A 19,343-nucleotide genomic window follows, 5' to 3' on the forward strand; every position below is an offset into this window, starting at 1 on the left:
GGAGGTCCGGGCAGGGGGTCCCGCGCGACGGCGGGAGCTGCGAGGCCGTGGAGCCGGCCGCGACGGCGAGGAGGGCGGTACGGAGCCCGAGCCCGTACCGCCCTCCTCGTCGTGTCCGGTGGCCTACAGCACCTTCGACAGGAACGACTTCGTCCGGTCGTGCTGCGGGTTCGTCAGGACGTCCCGCGGATGGCCCGACTCGACCACGACGCCGTCGTCCATGAAGACCAGCGCGTCACCGACCTCCCGGGCGAAGCCCATCTCGTGGGTGACCACGATCATCGTCATGCCGTCCTCGGCGAGGCCGCGCATGACGTCCAGGACGTCGCCGACCAGCTCGGGGTCCAGGGCCGAGGTGGGCTCGTCGAAGAGCATCAGCTTCGGCTCCATGGCCAGGGCGCGGGCGATGGCCACCCGCTGCTGCTGTCCGCCGGAGAGCTGGGACGGGTAGTTGCCCGCCTTGTCGGACAGGCCCACCCGGTCCAGCAGCCGCTCGGCGCGGGCCCGGGCGACGGCCCTGGCCTCGCCCTTGACCTGCACCGGCGCCTCCATGACGTTCTCCACGGCCGTCATGTGCGGGAACAGGTTGAAGCGCTGGAAGACCATGCCGATGTCGCGGCGCTGGAGGGCGACCTCGCTGTCCTTCAGCTCGTAGAGCTTGTCGCCCCTCTGCCGGTAGCCGACCAGGTCACCGTCGACGTACAGCCGTCCGGCGTTGATCTGCTCCAGGTGGTTGATGCACCGCAGGAACGTCGACTTGCCGGAACCGGACGGGCCGATCAGGCAGAACACCTCACGCGGGGCGACCTCCAGGTCGATCCCCTTGAGGATGTGCGCGGGGCCGAAGGACTTGTGGACGCCCTCGGCCTTCACCATGGCGTTCATGCGGAGACACCTCCCGACGGACGGTTGCTGAAGGAGGTGAGCGCCACCCTGACCCGCTGCAACGGGGTGAGCGGCAGGCTGCGCAGGGTGCCCCGGGCGTAGCGCCGCTCCAGGTAGTACTGACCCACGCTGAACACGCTGGTCATCACGATGTACCAGATGGAGGCGACGAAGAGCATCTCCATCACCGCGTAGCTGGTCGAGCCGATCTGCGACGTGGAGCGCAGCAGCTCGTTGTAGGTCACCGCATAGACCAGCGACGAGGTCTTCAGCATGTTGATGAACTCGTTGCCGGTCGGCGGGATGATCACCCGCAGGGCCTGCGGGAGCACCACGCGGCGCATCGTCTTCGCCTGGGTCATGCCGAGGGCGTGCGAGGCCTCGGTCTGGCCCTCGTCCACCGACTGGATGCCCGCCCGGACGATCTCCGCCATGTACGCCGCCTCGTTGAGGGCCAGCCCCAGCAGGGCGCACATGAACGGCGTCATCACGTCGGTCATCTCGTCCTTGTAGATGAGCGGGATGTTGAGGACCGGGAAGATCAGGGCCAGGTTGAACCAGAGCAGCAGCTGTACGTAGACCGGGGTGCCCCGGAAGAACCAGATGTACAGCCAGGCCACCCAGCTGGTCACCGGGTTCCTGGAGAGCCGCATGACGGCGAGCACCACACCCAGGACCACACCGAGGGCCATGGCGAGCACGCTGATCATCAGCGTCCGGCCGGCCCCCGCCAGCACGGTGTCGTCGAACAGCTTGTCCTGGACCGCCTGCCACTGGATGTTGCCCTGGGAGAAGGCGTAGACGAGGGACGCCAGCAGCCCGAGCACCACCACGCCGCTGACCCAGCGGCCGACGTGCCGGACGGGGATGGCCTTGATGATCTCCGGTGCCACGGTGGTGGTCGGGGAGGCGGGTGCGTCGGCGACCGATGGGCCGCCGGGCGCCTTGTCGAACTTGTCAGTCACGGTGACTGCCCTTCAGAACCGCGCCGGTCACTTGCCGCCGTTGACGGTGGCCTTGTCGATCGCGCCGGTGCCGGCACCCCACTTGTCGAGCACCTTCTGGTAGGAGCCGTCGGCGATGATCGCGTCCACGGCCTCCTTGAGGGCGTCACGCAGCTCGGTGTTGTCCTTGTTCACGGCGATGCCGAACGGACCGGCGTCGACCTGCTCGCCGACGACCTCGAAGTCCTTGCCGCCGTTGGCCTTGCGGGCCAGGTCCAGCGCGACCGGGTAGTCGTTGACGCCGGCCACGGCGCCGCCCGACTTCACCCGGGTCTGGGCCTCGGTGTCGTTCTCGAAGGACTGGATGTCCACGGCCTTCTTACCGCCGTCGGTGCAGGCCTTCGACTGCTTCTGCAGGGCCTTCTCGTACGTGGTGCCGCGCTGGACCGCCGCGCCCTTGCCGCACAGGTCCTCGATGGACTTGATGCCCTCGGGGTTGCCCTTCTTGGTGTAGACGGCGGTGCCGGCGAGGAAGTAGTCGACGAAGTCGACGCCCTTGCCCAGCTTCTTCCCGCTGTCGTCCAGACCTTCCTGACGCTGCTTGTTGTCCGTGATGGACGACATGGCGATGTCGTGGCGGCCGGTGTTCAGGGCGGTGATCAGGCCGTCGAAGGACCCCGAGGTGAATTCGAACTTCACGCCCAGCTGCTTGCCGAGCGCCGCGGCGAGGTCCGGGTCGACACCGACGATCGTGCCGTTCTCGACGGACTCCATCGGCGCGTACTCGGCGTTCGTGCCGACCTTGATGACACCGGACTTCTGGTACTTCTCCGGGAGCTTGTCGAAGAGCGGGGCGCTGTTCCCGGACGTGCCGTCCCCGGCCTTCTTCGAACCGCTCTCGGTCTGGTCGCCGCAGGCGGTCAGCAGCAGGGTGCCGGCGACCGCGACTGCGCAGACCGCGGCAATCCGGGACTTCGCGGTCGAACGACAGAGGGTGCTTGCGGTCATGATCGAAATCCTCCGGCGGTGAGGGAACGCTGCTGTGTCAGGTGGGTGCGCACGCACCTTCGAGTGACGCCACCTTGTGTGATTAGGGCATCTTGCCATTCGGACGCACCCGATCAGGGGGCCGGGCATGTCAAAATCGGGTAACGGGAGACCCCCGTACCTCAACGGGCCGGTACGGCAAGACCGGACCATCTGCTGGAAAGAGCGCACCCTTCCGGAGAATCTCCGGTGCGTCTCGCCCTACGGACCGTCTTCGTAGCCCTTAGTGGACTTGTCCAGATATTCGGCTATGAGTCATCTCACCGAGTCGGTACCGACTGCCGATACCGACTCGTAAGAGGCCCGGTCCGTCCGGTAAGAAAGACCTTTACACCCCTCATCCGGGGCTCAGGGCGCGTGTGCGGCGCGCCCGCGCGTGGGTGTCCCCCGACCGCGGCGGTCCGACCGCCCGGCGCCGGGAACGTACGCGGTGCCCGCCCACCCCTCCTCAACCAGGAGTGGCCACCCTCACATGATGAAGACTTAAGGGGTCAACACAATGGCAGCGGAGATCGTCAATCCTCGCAGCGACAGCACGACGCACGGTACGGCCGGTGCGGCAGGACCCAGCGGTGCGGACGAGCCCTTCGATCCGGCTTTCGCCCTGCACCGCGGCGGGAAGATGGCCGTGCAGGCCACCGTCCCGATCCGCGACAAGGACGACCTGTCCCTCGCGTACACACCCGGCGTGGCCAAGGTGTGCAGCGCCATCGCCGAGAAGCCCGAGCTCGTCCACGACTACACCTGGAAGTCGCAGGTCGTGGCCGTGGTCACGGACGGCACCGCCGTCCTCGGCCTCGGGGACATCGGCCCCGAGGCGTCCCTCCCCGTGATGGAGGGCAAGGCGATCCTCTTCAAGCAGTTCGGCGGGGTCGACGCGGTGCCGATCGCGCTGGCCACGACCGACGCGGACGAGATCGTCGAGACCGTCGTCCGTCTCGCGCCCTCCTTCGGCGGGGTGAACCTGGAGGACATCTCGGCGCCCCGGTGCTTCGAGATCGAGCGCAAGCTCCAGGAACGTCTCGACATCCCGGTCTTCCACGACGACCAGCACGGCACCGCCGTGGTGACCCTCGCGGCCCTGCGCAACGCGGCGAAGCTGTCCGGCCGGACGCTCGGCGACCTGCGCGCCGTGATCTCCGGCGCGGGCGCGGCGGGTGTGGCCATCGCGAAGTTCCTCCTGGAGGCCGGCATCGGCGACGTCGCCGTCGCCGACCGCAAGGGCATCGTCAGCGGCGACCGCGACGACCTCACGGAGGTCAAGCGCGAGCTGGCGGAGCTCACCAACCGGGCCGGCATCACCGGTTCGCTGGAGACGGCCCTGGCCGGTGCCGACGTCTTCATCGGCGTCTCCGGCGGCACGGTCGCCGAGCCGGCGGTCGCCTCGATGGCGCCCGGCGCCTTCGTGTTCGCCATGGCCAACCCGAACCCCGAGGTCCACCCCGACGTCGCGCACCGGCACGCCGCCGTGGTGGCCACCGGACGGTCGGACTACCCGAACCAGATCAACAACGTGCTGGCGTTCCCCGGGATCTTCGCCGGCGCGCTGCAGGTGCGGGCCTCCCGGATCACCGAGGGCATGAAGATCGCCGCGGCGAACGCCCTGGCGGACGTCGTCGGTGACGAACTGGCCGCGGACTACGTGATCCCGTCGCCCTTCGACGAGCGGGTCGCCCCCGCGGTCACCGCCGCGGTGGCGGCGGCCGCCCGTGCCGAGGGCGTCGCACGGCGCTGACGCCGGACGGGCCCGCCACGCGCCCCGGCCGCCGGTGACCGCCGGCGGCTGGGGCGCGCGTCACACCGGCGGACGGTTACCTCACGGCGCGTCACGGCCTATCGTCGGGGCCATGTTCGCCGCCTACGCAGCACGCATCGACCGTGACCGCCCCCTCGACGGCCTCGAACTGGGCGAACGCCCCGCCCCGGAGACGCGGTCCGGCTGGACCACCGTCCGGGTCCGGGCCGCGTCGCTGAACCACCACGACCTCTGGTCCCTGCGGGGGGTCGGCCTCGCCGAGGACAAGCTGCCCATGATCCTCGGCTGCGACGCCGCAGGCATCGACCAGGACGGCAACGAGGTGGTCCTGCACTCCGTCATCGGCCAGACCGGGCACGGCGTCGGCCCGGACGAGCCGCGCTCCATCCTCACCGAGCGCTACCAGGGCACCTTCGCCGAACAGGTCACCGTCCCGAGCTGGAACGTCCTGCCCAAGCCGAAGGAACTCACCTTCGAGCAGGCCGCCTGCCTGCCCACCGCCTGGCTGACGGCGTACCGGATGCTGTTCACGAACGCCGGTGTCCGGCCGGGCGACTCCGTCCTCGTGCAGGGCGCGGGCGGCGGTGTCGCCACCGCCGCGATCGTCCTCGGCAAGGCCGCCGGACTCCGGATGTTCGCCACCAGCCGCGACGAGGCCAAGCGGAAGCGGGCCGTCGAACTGGGAGCCGTCGAGGCCTACGAGCCCGGCGCCCGGCTCCCGAAGCGCGTCGACGCCGTCATCGAGACCGTCGGAGCGGCGACCTGGTCCCACTCCGTCAAGTCGCTGCGGCCCGGAGGGACTCTCGTCATCTCGGGCGCCACCAGCGGCGACCGGCCCTCGCACGCCGAACTGACCCGGATCTTCTTCCTGGAACTCAAGATCGTCGGCTCCACCATGGGCTCCCGGGACGAGCTGGAGGACCTGCTCTCCTTCTGCGCGGCCACCGGGGTGCGGCCCGTCATCGACGAGACGCTGCCGCTCGACCGCGCCCGCGAGGGCTTCGAACGTCTGGCCTCCGGTGACCTGTTCGGGAAGATCGTCCTCACCACCTCCTGAGGACCCGACGGGAGGGACGCCCCGACCGCGGCGGGCCCGCCACCGCGGTCAGGACGCGTCCCCGGTGCCCTTCGCCCCGTCCGCCGCCCTCCGCAGCAGTGCGTCGATACGCGTCGCCGCGCCCGCCAGATGGCCGCGGGCCTCGGAGAGCTGGGACGCGGTCACCCCCCGGTCCCGGGCCGCGTCACGGATGTCGTCGCGGAAGCGGTCCAGCAGACGGTCCAGGTCGCGGGCCGGGTCGCCCGTGGCCGTGGTGTCGGCGGCCCACTCGACGACCGGCTCCTCGGGCGCCGGACGGCTGTACGAGGGCCAGACGCCCGTCCTGGCGAAGCCGCCGAGCTGACCGGTGATCTCGGCCAGCCCGTCCCGCACCCCCGCCGGCCAGTCGCCCCGCGCGAAGTGCTCCTGGACCTGGCGCGCGGCGTTCTGCACCTGCTCCTGCGCCCGCTCGTGGGCCTCCCGGGCCTGACGGCGGGCCCGCTCGGCGTCCTCGCGGGCCTTGCGGGACTCGTCCTTCGCCCTGCGGGCCTGCTCCTTCCACTCCTGCTTCGCCTTGCGCAGCTCCTCCTTCGCCGCGCGCCAGGCCTCCTTCTCGCCGAAGCCGGGGTCCCAGCCGCTCCCCCCGTCGCCGGAGGACTGCCGGGACTCGGAGGCCGCCGCGCGCATCTCGCTGCGCAACTGACCCGCCGCGCCCCGCACGTCGTCGCGGATCTCGGCGGCCAGCTCGGAGACGGACTCGCGGATCTCCAGCTCCAGATCGGCCAGTTCGCCGCCCCGGCCGGCCAGCTCGGCCCGGCCGGCCCCGGTGATGGAGTAGACCTTGCGGCCGCCCTCGGTGGCATGGGTGACCAGGCCCTCGGCCTCCAGCTTCGCCAGGCGCGGATACACGGTGCCCGCCGAGGGGGCGTACAGCCCCTGGAAGCGCTCCTCCAGGAGCCGGATGACCTCGTAGCCGTGCCGGGGGGCCTCGTCCAGCAGCTTGAGGAGATACAGGCGCAGACGGCCGTGAGCGAATACGGGAGCCATGTCAGAGCACCTTTCCGATCGGCTCGGCGTCCTGCGCGTGGTCCTGGGCCGCGGGCCTGCGCAGCAGGGCGATCGACCCCGAGACGGTGCTCGCCCGCAGCCTGCCGGTGCCGGCGCCGAGCGTGCCGGTGATCTTCTTCGCACCCCACTGGCCCCCCACCCGCAGGTCCTCGAAGGCGTTGGAGACCGTGCCGCTCGTGGTGTTCGCCTCCACCTCGGCGTCCGCGGGGTGCGGCAGGCGGATGGCGATCTCGCCGGAGACCGAGGTCAGTCTGATGTCCGTCGGCTTCGACGAGGCACCCAGGTCGAGCACCATGCTGCCGGTCACCGACTCCGCCCGCACCGAGGTGCCCGCGCCCTCCACGACCGTCAGATCGCCGGACACGGACTGGAAGCGGAGCTCGCCGGTGACGCTCTGGGCCTCCAGGCCGCCGGACACCGTCTCGGCCCGGATCGCACCGGTCAGACCCACCAGGGTGCTGTCGCCGGTGACACCGCGCAGCGCGGTGCGTCCCCGGATGCCCGAGACGACCGTCTCCGCGCCGACCGCGCCGACCTCCACCGCCGCACCGGCCGGCACGGCGAGCGAGATCGTGGCGCTCCTGCGCGCGCTCCTGCGGTCCAGCCAGCTGCGCAGGCTGCCCCACGGCAGGTCCTCGTACGCGACGGTGAGGGTGCCGTCCTCCAGGGTCACGATCAGCGGCGGCCCCTCGATCGCGGAGACCTCCAGCCGCGCGGCCGGTCCGTCCGTGCCGACGACGTTGATCGCGCCGTCCACGGTGCGCACGCTGAGCGCCGTCACCGGTTCGTCGAACGAGAGCCTCTGCGGCTCGGCGACGGTCCACGTCGACTGGGGCATGGCTCTGACCTCCCACTGGCTGGCAGGACGCAACATATCGCGTCTTCTGAGTAACACGATATATCGCGGATGGGGGAAGTCAAGGGGGAGTCGGGCGGATGCATGTCGAGGGGGAGGCTCGGTGCTGCGAATCGTCCATGTACGGGCGAATTGCCCTAGCGTGGAGGCCATGACCGCGACACCCGAGGGCGCCCTGCTGCTGTGCCGGGCCGACCCCGAGACCGTACGGCCCGTGGCCCGCCTCCTTCAGGAGCGCATGACGCTCGCGCCCGCCGGGGACGGCTGGAGCGTCCTCGTGCCCGAGGGGAAGCCCTGGCGCACGGACGGACCCCCGGCCGCGGGCAGCCGGTCCGACGGCGGCGCGGAACCCGTGGACCGGGTCGTCGGCGGCTGGGCCACCGCGCTCGCGGTCGGCTCCGGCCGGCCGGTCCTCGCCCTCTGGTGGGACGGCGACCGCGCGGGCTTCTCGCTCGCCGCCGGGTTCCGGCGCCCGGTCGGATACGTCTGGCTGGCCGACGGCACCCCGGCGGGCGAGGACGAGGCCCTGCGGACGTTCGCCGCCCGGCTGGGCCTCGACCCGGTCCTCGACGTCCAGATCCTCGAAGGACTCACCCGAGGGGACCCGGAGGCCGACGCGGGCACCCGGCTGCGCGGCCTGCTCGCCGTGCTCCGCCGCACCGGAGCGGTCCTGCCGGCCGGACTCGTCCCCGGCGAACCCGCCGACCGGCTCCGCGCGGTGGCGGGTGCCCTCCCGCAGGCCGTGCAGATCGAGCGGGGCGGCCTGCGGGAAACGGTGCGCGGGGGACTCGACGCCGCGGAGAGCGGCGGCCTCGGCCCCTGGGTGCGCGGACCGAAGGCCCGCGCGGTGGCCACCGCACAGGTCGCCGCGGGCCTGCCGCTGACCCTGTGGGGCGCCCGCAGGCGCAGCGGCGGCTGGATCACCGCGGGCCTGCTGCTGCTCGTGCACGGACTGCGGGGACTCGCCTACGACCGCGTCCGGGGGACCGGCGGGTGAGTCCTCCGAGGATCGGGACGGTGACCCACGGGGATCCGTCCTACTCGTCCTCGTCGTCGTCCAGCCGGGCCAGCCACGTCGCGAGGCGCTCGACGGGGACCTCGAAGTCGGGGTTGAGGTCGACGAACGTACGGAGCTGCTCGGCGAGCCACTCGAAGGTGACCTCCTCCTCGCCGCGCCGCTTCTCCAGCTCCTCGATGCCACGGTCCGTGAAGTACATACGACCAGAATAACGAGGCCGGAGAACGCCGGAGCCCGGCCCCGCGAGTTGCTCGCGGAACCGGGCCCCGAGGTGGCGTACCGCCGCTGATCAGGCCTCGAACACCTCGTTGACCAGCTGGGTCTGCTCGGCCTGGTGACGCTTGGCCGAGCCGACCGCCGGGGACGAGCCGTGCGGACGCGAGATGCGGCGCAGGCGCTCACCGTGCGGCACGTCCGAGCCGACGGCCAGGTCCAGGTGGTCGATCAGGTTGAGCGCGATGAACGGCCACGCACCCTGGTTCGCCGGCTCCTCCTGGGCCCAGAGGTACTTCTCGGCGTTCGGGTACTTGGCGATCTCGGCCTGGATCTCCGCACCCGGCAGCGGGTACAGGCGCTCCAGCCGGATGATCGCCGTCTCCGTGTCGCCGCGCTTCTCGCGTTCGGCGTCCAGGTCGTAGTAGAGCTTCCCGGACACGAAGACGACCTTGCGGACCGCCTCGGCGCTCACCGTGTCGTCGCCGATGACCGGACGGAAGCCGCCCGAGGTGAACTCCTCGGCCTTCGAGGCCGCCGCCTTCAGACGCAGCATCGACTTCGGGGTGAAGACGATCAGCGGCTTGTGGTGCGGGTTGTGCACCTGCCAGCGCAGAAGGTGGAAGTAGTTCGACGGGAGGGTCGGCATGGCGACCGTCATGTTGTCCTGCGCGCACATCTGCAGGAAGCGCTCCGGGCGGGCGGACGAGTGGTCCGGACCCTGGCCCTCGTAGCCGTGCGGGAGCAGCAGGGTGACGCCGGACGTCTGGCCCCACTTCTGCTCGGCGGAGGAGATGAACTCGTCCACGACGGTCTGCGCGCCGTTGACGAAGTCGCCGAACTGCGCCTCCCAGATGACCAGGGACTCCGGGCGGGCCAGGGAGTAGCCGTACTCGAAGCCCATCGCCGCGTACTCGCTGAGCAGCGAGTCGTAGACGTTGTAACGGGCCTGGTCGTCGGAGAGGTAGAGCAGCGGGGTGTAGTCCTCGCCGGTCTTCTGGTCGACGAGGACGGCGTGGCGCTGGCCGAACGTGCCGCGGCGGGTGTCCTGGCCGGCGAGCCGGACCGGGGTGCCCTCCATCAGCAGCGAACCGATGGCCAGGGTCTCGCCCATGCCCCAGTCGATCGTGCCGTTCTCCACGGAGGCCGCGCGGCGCTGCATCTGCGGGAGCAGACGCGGGTGCACCGTGATGCCGTCGGGGATGTTGACCTGCGACTCGGCGATCAGCTTCACGACCTCCGAGGACACCGCGGTGCCCACCGAGACCGGGAACTCCGCCTGGACGTCCGGGACATGCGGCTGGGACGGCGCCGAGGTGGCCTCACGGACCTCCGCGAAGACCTTCTCCAGCTGGCCCTGGAAGTCCTGGAGGGCCTGCTCGGCCTCTTCCAGCGTGATGTCGCCGCGACCGATGAGCGACTCGGTGTAGAGCTTGCGCACCGAGCGCTTCTTGTCGATCAGGGTGTACATCTGCGGGTTGGTGAACTCCGGGTTGTCGCCCTCGTTGTGACCGCGGCGGCGGTAGCAGATGAGGTCGATCACGACGTCCTTGTTGAACGTCTGCCGGTACTCGAAGGCGAGCCGCGCGACGCGGACCACGGCCTCCGGGTCGTCGCCGTTGACGTGGATGATCGGCGCCTCGATCATGCGCGCCACGTCCGTGGCGTACATCGAGGAGCGCGAGGACTCCGGGGCGGCGGTGAAGCCGACCTGGTTGTTGATCACCACATGCACGGTGCCGCCGGTGCGGTAGCCGCGCAGCTGCGACATGTTGAGCGTCTCGGCGACGACGCCCTGGCCCGCGAAGGCCGCGTCGCCGTGGAGGGCGACGGGCAGCACCGTGAAGTCCGTGCCGCCCTTGTTGATGATGTCCTGCTTGGCGCGCGCGATGCCTTCGAGGACCGGGTCGACCGCCTCCAGGTGCGAGGGGTTGGCGGCCAGCGAGACCTTGATCTGCTCGCCGTCCAGACCGGTGAAGGTGCCCTCGGCGCCCAGGTGGTACTTGACGTCGCCGGAGCCGTGCATCGACCGCGGATCGAGGTTGCCCTCGAACTCCCGGAAGATCTGGGCGTAGGACTTGCCCACGATGTTCGCCAGGACGTTCAGCCGGCCGCGGTGGGCCATGCCGATGACGACCTCGTCGAGGCGGGCCTCGGCGGCGGAGTCGATGACCGCGTCGAGCAGCGGGATGACGGACTCGCCGCCCTCCAGCGAGAACCGCTTCTGGCCGACGTACTTGGTCTGCAGGAACGTCTCGAACGCCTCGGCGGCGTTGAGGCGGCGCAGGATCCGCAGCTGCTCCTCGCGCTCCGGGGCCGGGCGCGGACGCTCCACCCGGTCCTGGAGCCACTTGCGCTCCTTCGGCTCCTGGATGTGCATGAACTCGATGCCGGTGGTGCGGCAGTACGACTCACGCAGGACGCCGAGGATGTCGCGGAGCTTCATCATCGTCTTGCCGGCGAACCCGCCGACCGCGAAGTCGCGCTCCAGGTCCCACAGGGTGAGGCCGTGCTCGGTGATGTCCAGGTCGGGGTGCTTGCGCTGGCGGTACTCCAGCGGGTCGGTGTCGGCCATGACGTGGCCCCGGACCCGGTAGGAGTGGATCAGCTCGAAGACCCGCGCGGCCTTGGTGACGTCGTCGTCGTGCGAGGCGTCGATGTCCTTGAGCCAGCGGACCGGCTCGTAGGGGATGCGCAGCGCCTTGAAGATCTCGTCGTAGAAGTCGTTCTCGCCGAGCAGCAGCTGGGCCAGGACCCGGAGGAACTCGCCGGACGCGGCACCCTGGATGACCCGGTGGTCGTAGGTCGAGGTCAGGGTCATGACCTTCGAGATGCCCAGCTTGTTCAGGGTGTCCTGCGAGGTGCCCTGGAACTCCGCCGGGTAGTCCATCGCGCCGACACCCATGATGAGGCCCTGTCCGGGCATCAGGCGGGGCACCGAGTGGACGGTGCCGATGCCACCGGGGTTCGTCAGCGAGGCGGTGACCCCGGAGAAGTCGTCCATGCCGAGCTTGCCGACGCGGGCACGCCGGACGATGTCCTCGTAGGCCTGCCAGAACTCGAAGAAGTTGAGGGTCTCGGCCTTCTTGATGGCCGCGACGACGAGCTGGCGGTCGCCGTTCGGCTTCACCAGGTCGATGGCCAGGCCGAGGTTGACGTGCTCCGGCTTGACCAGGGTCGGCTTGCCGTCCTTCACCGCGAAGGAGTGGTTCATCGACGGCATGGCCTTGAGGGCCTGCACCATCGCGTACCCGATGAGGTGGGTGAAGGAGATCTTCCCGCCGCGGGCCCGCTTGAGGTGGTTGTTGATGACGATGCGGTTGTCGAACAGCAGCTTCACCGGAACGGCGCGGACCGACGTGGCCGTCGGCAGCTCCAGGGAGGCGTTCATGTTCTTCGCCACGGCGGCGGAGGGGCCGCGCAGCGTCACGAACTCCGGGCCGCCGGGGGCCTCGGCCGGTGCCTCCGCCTTCGCGGGTGCCGGCGCCGCCTTGGCGGGCGCGGCCTTCGCGGGGGCGGCCGGAGCCGCCGGAGCGGCCTTCGCGGGCGCGGCCGGTGCGGCGGGGGGCGCTGCCGGAGCCTGGGCCGGAGCGCTGTTGTTCACGGTGCTCGCGGCGGTGGCGGCCGGGGCCGGGGTCACCGCTCCCGCGGCTGCGGGAACGGACTTGTCCGCCGTGCCGGACGCACCCGGCTTGTAGTCGGCGAAGAAGTCCCACCAGGCACGGTCGACCGAGTTGGGATCCTGGAGGTACTGCTGGTAGATCTCGTCGACGAGCCACTCATTGGGACCGAAAGCGGCGGCCGGGTTGGACCCGGAGCTCGCTTCTTGATCGGTCGAGATGCTCGAGTTACTGGGGGACTGAGACGACACGGCGGCAACCGCCCTCTTCCGCTTCACAAGGTGATGGACAGCGGAAATCAAGGCTACGCCTCCCGAGCCGTAACGTGCAGGCCGGGCCCGTCTTCGTCGTGCACATCACATCGGAAGCCGGGTTTCGGCGCATGAAATGGCGGGAAACAAGCAGGGTTCCACTGCCCTTCGGGTACGCGGGACCGGTGCTACGGCCCCCTGGACCGTATCTCTTCCCCGAGAGGAAGAGGAAACGCGTTCCCCTCGGCTCGAACGCAGAGTCAAGCCCGCGTTCTTACGTCCCCCGGAAGGGTGACCTGGATGCGGCATCCGCGGGCGGATTCGGCCACCCCGATACGGCCACCGTGCAGATCCACCGCCCAGCGGGCGATCGCGAGGCCCAGCCCCGTGCCGCCGTCGCTGCCCGGCCCGTGCGGGGACGGCACCTGACCGCGGTTGAAGCGCTCGAAGACGCGGTGGCGCTCCGCCTCGGGGATGCCGGGGCCCTCGTCGATGACCTCCAGCTCCAGCGACTCGGGGTGCTCCCCGCGCCGTGCCAGCACCGTGACCCGGCCGTGCGGCGGGCTGTGCTTCACCGCGTTGTCGATGAGGTTGGCGACCACCTGGTGCAGGCGTTCCGCGTCCGCGTGCGCGGTCAGCTCCGGCGGCGACACGTCGAGGTGCAGATGGACGTCCGTACGGGAGTGGTTGCCCGAACCGGAGGGGAGCCGGCGCTGCGAGGAGGCGAGGTTCGCCTCCTTCAGCACGCCCGACAGGTACGGCCAGACCTCGAAGCGCCGCGCCTTGATCGCCAGGACGCCGTTGTCCAGCCGGGAGAGGTCCAGCAGGGTCTCCACGAGCCGGCCCAGGCGCTCGGTCTGCTTGAGCGCGGTGCGCATGGTCTCCGGATCCGCGGCGGACACCCCGTCCACCACGTTCTCCAGGACGGCTCTGAGCGCCGCGATCGGTGTGCGCAGCTCATGGGAGACGTTGGCCACCAGCTCCTTGCGGTGCCGGTCCTCCGCCTCCAGGTCGTCCGCCATGCGGTTGATCGTCTGCGCCAGGTCGCCGAGCTCGTCACGCCGTCCGGCGCCGCTCACGCGGCGTGTGTAGTCGCCGTGCGAGATCGACCGTGCGACGGCGCGCATTTCGTCCAGCGGCGCGGTCAGCCCGTGCGCCACGAACTGGGTGATCAGCAGGGTGGCGATCACCGAGAAGACCGTGATGAACCGGAACTCGGTCCTGGTCCGCAGGGCGACGATGAGGAGCCCGGTCGTGATGAACACGGAGACCACCACGAGCGTGCCCAGCTTGGCCTTGATGGAGAAGGGCCGCAGTCCGGAGCCGGGCCGCGTCATGGCGCGGGGGTCTCCAGGGCGTAGCCGACGCCGTGCACGGTACGGATCCGCTCGGCGCCGATCTTCCGGCGCAGCGCCTTGATGTGGCTGTCGACCGTACGGGTCCCGGAAGCGTCGGCCCAGTCCCAGACCTCGGCCAGCAGCTGCTCCCTGGAGAGCACCGCGCGCGGGGTGTTGGCCAGGCAGACCAGCAGGTCGAACTCGGTCGGGGTGAGGTGGACGTCGTCCGCGCGCACCCGGACGCGGCGCTGCGCGTGGTCGATCTCCAGCTCGCCGAGGCGCAGGATGCCGCTGCGCGGCGTCACCGCGGCCAGGGCGGCCCGCTCGACCCGGCGCAGCAGGACGTGCACCCGCGCCGCCAGTTCCCGCATGGAGAACGGCTTGGTCATGTAGTCGTCGGCGCCGACGCCGAGCCCGACCAGCATGTCCGTCTCGTCGTCGCGCGCGGTGAGCATGAGGACCGGAACGGGACGCTGCGCCTGCACGCGGCGGCAGACCTCCAGGCCGTCGAAGCCGGGAAGCATGATGTCGAGCACCATGAGGTCGGGCTGCCAGGCCTCCGCCGCGTCCACGGCCGCCGGACCGTCGAGCGCGGTCTGCACCAGGAAGCCCTCGGCCCGCAGCCGGGCGGAAATGGCGTCGACGATCGTGGCGTCGTCCTCTACCACCAGCACCCGGCGCTGTGCCCCCGGGGTGGCCGCGACGCCGTTGTGGGTGGTGTGTGTCTGTTCCATCGCCCCGCCCCTGCCCGTTCTCGCGGAGGCCATTCCCCCGGAGGCACGGTTATCGCTTGTGGATGTCGTGGGTGATCCCTTGTGACGGTCAGCAGCGTAAGGGCAGAGAGGGTCTCCCGGCTACGCAGGGTGTTGTCCGTCGTGAAGGTGTTACCCACGGAAAGGATACGTACCGGCGGACTTGGGGCGTACGGTCGGTGCGGCAGCCGGGCCGGGTGCGCCGGGGAGTGGTTCAGTCCTCCCTGAGTGCGAGATGGACCACGTCCGGCACACCTCGGGCAACGGCTACTTCTTCGGTCCTTACTGCGTGGAATCCGGCATTCCGCAAGGCTTCGGCGAAGTGCTCGGACGGCTGCGCGGACCATACGGCGAGCACTCCGCCGGGCTTCAGGCGGGCCCGGCAGGCCGCGAGACCGGTGGGGGAGTAGAGGCTTCCGTTGTCCTCGGTGACGGTCCAGTCGGGGCCGTTGTCGATGTCCAGGCACAGGGCGTCGTAACGCTCCGTGGTCGTGCTCAGGTGGGCGACGAGGTCCGTACGGAGGATCTCGGTCCGCGGATCGGTGAGTGCCGCTCCCGAGATCCGGCCGAGCGGTCCCCCGAAGTGCCAGTCCACGACGGCCTGTTCGCGCTCGACGACCGCGATCCGGCTCCAGCGCGGCTCCTCGGCCGCCCGGACCAGCGAGAAACCGACGCCCAGCCCGCCGATCAGCACCGAGAGATCCGGACGGCCGGCGGGCAGGGCGCCGAGCGCCGCGTCGATCAGCAGCCGCTCGGACCGTCCGTCGGACGTGTCCATCAGGAAGCATCCGTTGGCGATGATCTCGAAGTCGGCGCCGCGCTCGCGCAGGACGACTTCACCGAAGGGCCCCTCGCGCCGGTCGACGACGACGGGGCGGGGAGTGTCAGCGGCGGGCGGCATGGGCGGGTCTCCGGTCTCCGGCGGGCGGCGGGCGCGTCTCGGTCTTCCTTCGGGCCGCCTCATTTTTCCCCGCCGGGCCCCCGGCCCGCCAGCGGTTTCCCCGGCGTCACTCCCCGGGCCGCCCCGCCCGGCGTCACCCCGCGGGGCGGGGCGCCTTCGTCCCGTGGACCGCGGTGTACTCGGCCGCGAGCCAGGGGGCCAGGTCCTCGATCAGCATCGCCGACCCGGACGGAGCCGGCGACGGGGTGCGCGCGAGGACGGCGGCGGCCCGGACCTGCGCGGCGCGAACGGGGCGGTCCGGGTAGTGGTCCGCGAACAGTCCGGCGGACCGGTCCAGATCGCTCGTCCAGCCGCCCCAGCGCGGCATGACCAGCGTGAACGCCGAACGGACCAGGCGTCGTGCGACCCGCCGGTTCAGCCGCAGCCGCGCCTCGTCCGTCGTGGCCCCCGCCGCTGCGGCGCGCCAGCGGGGGAGGGCGAGGGCCAGATCGCCGTTGGTCTCACGGGCCAGCAGCGAGGTGGGGCGGTAGCGCGGCAGGCGGAGCGCCAGATCGTCGCCGAACAGCGGGGTGCAGAGGCAGGCGACGAAGAATCCCCCGTCGTGGCGCTCCGCCTCGCTCAGCAGGCTCCGTACGGAAGAGAGGAGCAGGCCCACGCCGTCGACCACGGGGAAGGCCGAGTCGAGCGCCGCGGCGGTCTCCTCCGCCACCGCCCGGTCCCGGGCGGTGGGCTCGTCGTCCAGGGCGACCAGCAGGTCCAGATCGGACACGCCGGGAATGGCCGTGCCCCTCGGGACGCTGCCGTAGAGGTACGCGCTGTGCGGGCGTCCGGGGCCGAAGGCACCGGCGAGGCGCACCCGGGCCGCCTCGACCACCGGGGCGAAGTCCGCCCGGACGCGCTCCGGCGCACCCTCGCGGCGGATGGTCCCGTCCGCCGCGAGCCCCTTGTCGCCGGGTGTGGTCTCCGGTGCGTGTCCCGCTGTTCCCGCCATGCCGGGAGCCTCGCAGGTCGGAGGGCCCGGTGCGACTGATCGCTCACAGCGAACGCAGGCCGGGGAACATCGGGGGGCTCATAAGCATTGAGTCCACATAGCTCAACTTGCCTGCCTAAGGGGAGATCATGACTGCAGGATCCAACGCCTCCGGTGCGTCCACGCCGATCGACCTGCCCGTGCTGCCGCTGGACGACGAGGTCGTACTGCCCGGAATGGTGGTGCCGCTCGATCTGTCGGACGCGGAGGTGCGCGCCGCCGTGGAGGCCGCCCAGGCCGTCGCGCGGCCCGGGGGCGGCAAGCCCGAGGTGCTGCTCGTGCCGCGCGTCGACGGGAGCTACACCGGCACCGGGGTCCTCGGCACCGTGGAACAGGTGGGGCGGCTCTCCGACGGAGACCCCGGCGCCCTGATCCGGGCCCGCGACCGGGTGCGCATCGGCGCCGGGACCAGCGGCCCCGGCAACGCGCTGTGGGTGGAGGGCACCCGGGTCGACGTGTCCCTGCCCGATCCGCTGCCCGGCTCCGCCGCCGAGCTGGCCAAGGAGTACAAGGCCCTCGCGACCAGCTGGCTGAAGAAGCGCGGCGCCTGGCAGGTCGTGGACCGGGTCCAGCAGATCGAGGACATCTCCGCGCTCGCCGACAACTCCGGCTACTCGCCCTTCCTCACCACGGCCCAGAAGGTCCAGCTGCTGGAGACCGCCGACGCGGTCGCCCGTCTGAAGCTGGCCGTCCAGTGGCTCGGCGAGCACCTCGCCGAACAGGACGTCGCCGAGTCCATCGCCAAGGACGTGCAGGAGGGCGTGGACAAGCAGCAGCGCGAGTTCCTGCTGCGGCGTCAGCTCGACGCCGTGCGCAAGGAGCTCTCCGAGCTCAACGGCGAGTCCGGCACCGGCGCGGACGAGTCCGACGACTACCGGGCGCGCGTCGAGGCCGCCGACCTCCCCGGGCACGTCCGCGAGGCCGCCCTCAAGGAGGTCGAGAAGCTGGAGCGCGCCTCCGACCAGAGCCCCGAGGGGTCCTGGATCCGCACCTGGCTGGACACCGTGCTGGAGCTTCCGTGGAACGAGCGGACCGAGGACGCGTACGACATCCGCGGGGCCCGGGAGGTCCTCGACGCCGAACACGCGGGCCTGGCCGACGTGAAGGAGCGCATCACCGAGTACCTCGCGGTGCGCAAGCGGCGCGCGGACCGGGGGCTCGGAGTGGTCGGCGGCCGGCGCGGCGGCGCCGTGCTGGCCCTGGTCGGCCCGCCCGGCGTGGGCAAGACCTCGCTCGGTGAGTCGGTGGCGCACGCCATGGGGCGCAAGTTCGTCCGGGTCGCGCTCGGCGGGGTGCGGGACGAGGCGGAGATCCGCGGCCACCGGCGTACGTACGTCGGCGCGCTCCCCGGCCGCATCGTCCGGGCCGTCAAGGAGGCCGGCTCGATGAACCCGGTCGTCCTGCTCGACGAGATCGACAAGGTCGGCTCCGACTTCCGGGGCGACCCCGCGGCCGCCCTGCTCGAAGTGCTCGACCCGGCGCAGAACCACACCTTCCGCGACCACTACCTGGAGGTCGAGCTCGACCTCAGCGACGTCGTGTTCCTGGCCACGGCCAATGTCCTCGACGCCATCCCGGAGGCCCTGCTCGACCGTATGGAGCTGGTCACCCTGGACGGCTACACCGAGGACGAGAAGGTCGTCATCGCCCGCGACCACCTGCTGCCGCGCCAGCTGGAGCGGGCCGGTCTGGAGAAGGACGAGGTCGGCCTGGACGAGTCCGCCCTGCGCAAGCTGGCGGGCGAGTACACCCGGGAGGCCGGGGTGCGGAACCTGGAGCGGTCGGTCGCACGGCTGCTCCGCAAGGTCGCCGCCCAGCACGAACTGGGTGAGCGGGAGCTCCCGTTCACGGTGACCGATCAGGACCTGCGAGGTCTGATCGGACGGCCGCACCACGTCCCCGAGTCCGCCCAGGACCCGGCGGAGCGCCGCACCTCGGTGCCGGGTGTGGCCACCGGGCTCGCGGTGACCGGGGCGGGCGGTGACGTGCTGTTCGTCGAGGCCTCGCTCGCCGACCCGGAGACCGGGGCGTCCGGACTGACCCTGACCGGCCAGCTCGGCGACGTCATGAAGGAGTCCGCGCAGATCGCCCTGAGCTTCCTGCGCTCGCACGGCGCGGAGCTGGAGCTTCCGGTCGCGGACCTCAAGGACCGGGGCGTGCACATCCACTTCCCGGCGGGCGCGGTCCCGAAGGACGGTCCGAGCGCCGGCATCACGCTGACGACCGCGCTGGCCTCGCTGCTCTCCGGCCGGCTGGTCCGCACCGACGTGGCGATGACCGGTGAGGTGTCGCTGACCGGACGGGTGCTGCCGATCGGCGGACTCAAGCAGAAGCTGCTCGCCGCCCACCGCGCGGGCATCACCACCGTGGTGATCCCCCAGCGGAACGAGGCCGATCTGGACGACGTCCCGGCCGAGGTCCTGGACACCCTGGAGGTGCACCCGGTGACCGACGTCCGCCAGGTGCTGGAGATCGCGCTCGCCCCGGCCGGGGTGCGGGACAGGATCCCGGCCGCCGCGTAGGTGCCGTGCCGTGACGGGGCGGCACCACGCCGACGGCCGGTACGGACGGCCCGTCCTCCCCGGGGAGGGCGGGCCGTTCCGCGTGCGGGCTCCGCCGCGGACGGGAG

The 19,343-nt window shown here is 71.2% G+C and carries 15 protein-coding genes; 4 read left to right on the forward strand and 11 right to left on the reverse strand.

The genetic code is table 11. The features are described from left to right. Nucleotides 1-123: 123 nt before the first annotated feature. From ABZ172_RS09495 to ABZ172_RS09505, 3 genes are all read right to left on the reverse strand, one after another. A complete protein-coding gene (locus ABZ172_RS09495; RefSeq protein ID WP_356881922.1) occupies nucleotides 124-885 on the reverse strand; it encodes an amino acid ABC transporter ATP-binding protein in 762 nt (253 codons plus the stop codon). Further along, nucleotides 882-1,778 (reverse strand): amino acid ABC transporter permease, encoded by an 897-nt coding sequence (locus ABZ172_RS09500; protein ID WP_356882161.1) that lies wholly within the window; start codon nucleotides 1,776-1,778, stop codon nucleotides 882-884. The genes ABZ172_RS09495 and ABZ172_RS09500 overlap by 4 nt, the downstream gene beginning before the upstream one ends. Before the next feature lie 99 nt (nucleotides 1,779-1,877). Next, on the reverse strand, nucleotides 1,878-2,837 hold the full coding sequence (locus ABZ172_RS09505) for an ABC transporter substrate-binding protein (RefSeq protein WP_356881924.1): 960 nt from the start codon (nucleotides 2,835-2,837) through the stop codon (nucleotides 1,878-1,880). A 538-nt stretch (nucleotides 2,838-3,375) separates the two neighbouring features. Here ABZ172_RS09505 and ABZ172_RS09510 point away from each other — a divergent pair. After that, nucleotides 3,376-4,611: an NADP-dependent malic enzyme gene (locus ABZ172_RS09510; RefSeq protein ID WP_356881926.1), complete on the forward strand. Its 1,236-nt coding sequence runs from the start codon at nucleotides 3,376-3,378 to the stop codon at nucleotides 4,609-4,611. A gap of 112 nt (nucleotides 4,612-4,723) precedes the next feature. Then, nucleotides 4,724-5,689, forward strand: coding sequence for a zinc-binding dehydrogenase (locus tag ABZ172_RS09515; protein ID WP_356881929.1), 966 nt, complete (start codon nucleotides 4,724-4,726; stop codon nucleotides 5,687-5,689). Nucleotides 5,690-5,737: 48 nt separating this feature from the next. On the opposite strand, the gene ABZ172_RS09520 is transcribed toward ABZ172_RS09515, so the two are convergent. Then, the gene (locus ABZ172_RS09520; RefSeq protein ID WP_356881931.1) at nucleotides 5,738-6,715 is read right to left on the reverse strand and encodes a helix-turn-helix transcriptional regulator; all 978 of its coding nucleotides are present in this window, start codon (nucleotides 6,713-6,715) and stop codon (nucleotides 5,738-5,740) included. A 1-nt stretch (nucleotide 6,716) separates the two neighbouring features. Continuing rightward, nucleotides 6,717-7,574: a hypothetical protein gene (locus tag ABZ172_RS09525; protein WP_356881933.1), complete on the reverse strand. Its 858-nt coding sequence runs from the start codon at nucleotides 7,572-7,574 to the stop codon at nucleotides 6,717-6,719. 169 nt (nucleotides 7,575-7,743) lie between these two features. Between ABZ172_RS09525 and ABZ172_RS09530 the strand changes: the two genes are divergently transcribed. Further along, a complete protein-coding gene (locus ABZ172_RS09530) occupies nucleotides 7,744-8,589 on the forward strand; it encodes a hypothetical protein (RefSeq protein ID WP_356881936.1) in 846 nt (281 codons plus the stop codon). 40 nt (nucleotides 8,590-8,629) lie between these two features. Here ABZ172_RS09530 and ABZ172_RS09535 read toward each other — a convergent pair whose 3' ends face one another. The 6 genes from ABZ172_RS09535 to ABZ172_RS09560 form a co-directional block, all read right to left on the reverse strand. Continuing rightward, complete coding sequence (locus ABZ172_RS09535) at nucleotides 8,630-8,809, reverse strand: DUF6104 family protein (RefSeq protein ID WP_014048295.1); 180 nt, start codon at nucleotides 8,807-8,809, stop codon at nucleotides 8,630-8,632. A gap of 90 nt (nucleotides 8,810-8,899) precedes the next feature. Then, a complete protein-coding gene (locus ABZ172_RS09540) occupies nucleotides 8,900-12,694 on the reverse strand; it encodes a multifunctional oxoglutarate decarboxylase/oxoglutarate dehydrogenase thiamine pyrophosphate-binding subunit/dihydrolipoyllysine-residue succinyltransferase subunit (protein ID WP_356881939.1) in 3,795 nt (1,264 codons plus the stop codon). 260 nt (nucleotides 12,695-12,954) lie between these two features. Further along, nucleotides 12,955-14,031 (reverse strand): ATP-binding protein, encoded by a 1,077-nt coding sequence (locus ABZ172_RS09545; RefSeq protein ID WP_356881941.1) that lies wholly within the window; start codon nucleotides 14,029-14,031, stop codon nucleotides 12,955-12,957. Then, nucleotides 14,028-14,765: a response regulator transcription factor gene (locus ABZ172_RS09550; protein ID WP_014154105.1), complete on the reverse strand. Its 738-nt coding sequence runs from the start codon at nucleotides 14,763-14,765 to the stop codon at nucleotides 14,028-14,030. The genes ABZ172_RS09545 and ABZ172_RS09550 overlap by 4 nt, the downstream gene beginning before the upstream one ends. A gap of 232 nt (nucleotides 14,766-14,997) precedes the next feature. Continuing rightward, nucleotides 14,998-15,684 (reverse strand): spermidine synthase, encoded by a 687-nt coding sequence (locus tag ABZ172_RS09555; RefSeq protein ID WP_356881943.1) that lies wholly within the window; start codon nucleotides 15,682-15,684, stop codon nucleotides 14,998-15,000. A 133-nt stretch (nucleotides 15,685-15,817) separates the two neighbouring features. Beyond that, complete coding sequence (locus ABZ172_RS09560; RefSeq protein WP_356881945.1) at nucleotides 15,818-16,675, reverse strand: nucleotidyltransferase domain-containing protein; 858 nt, start codon at nucleotides 16,673-16,675, stop codon at nucleotides 15,818-15,820. A 128-nt stretch (nucleotides 16,676-16,803) separates the two neighbouring features. Here ABZ172_RS09560 and lon point away from each other — a divergent pair, with 128 nt between their 5' ends. Then, nucleotides 16,804-19,236 (forward strand): endopeptidase La, encoded by a 2,433-nt coding sequence (lon, locus tag ABZ172_RS09565; RefSeq protein WP_356881947.1) that lies wholly within the window; start codon nucleotides 16,804-16,806, stop codon nucleotides 19,234-19,236. Nucleotides 19,237-19,343 lie beyond the last annotated feature (107 nt).

This window comes from Streptomyces sp. NPDC006296, assembly GCF_040613235.1.
GTDB lineage: Bacteria > Actinomycetota > Actinomycetes > Streptomycetales > Streptomycetaceae > Streptomyces.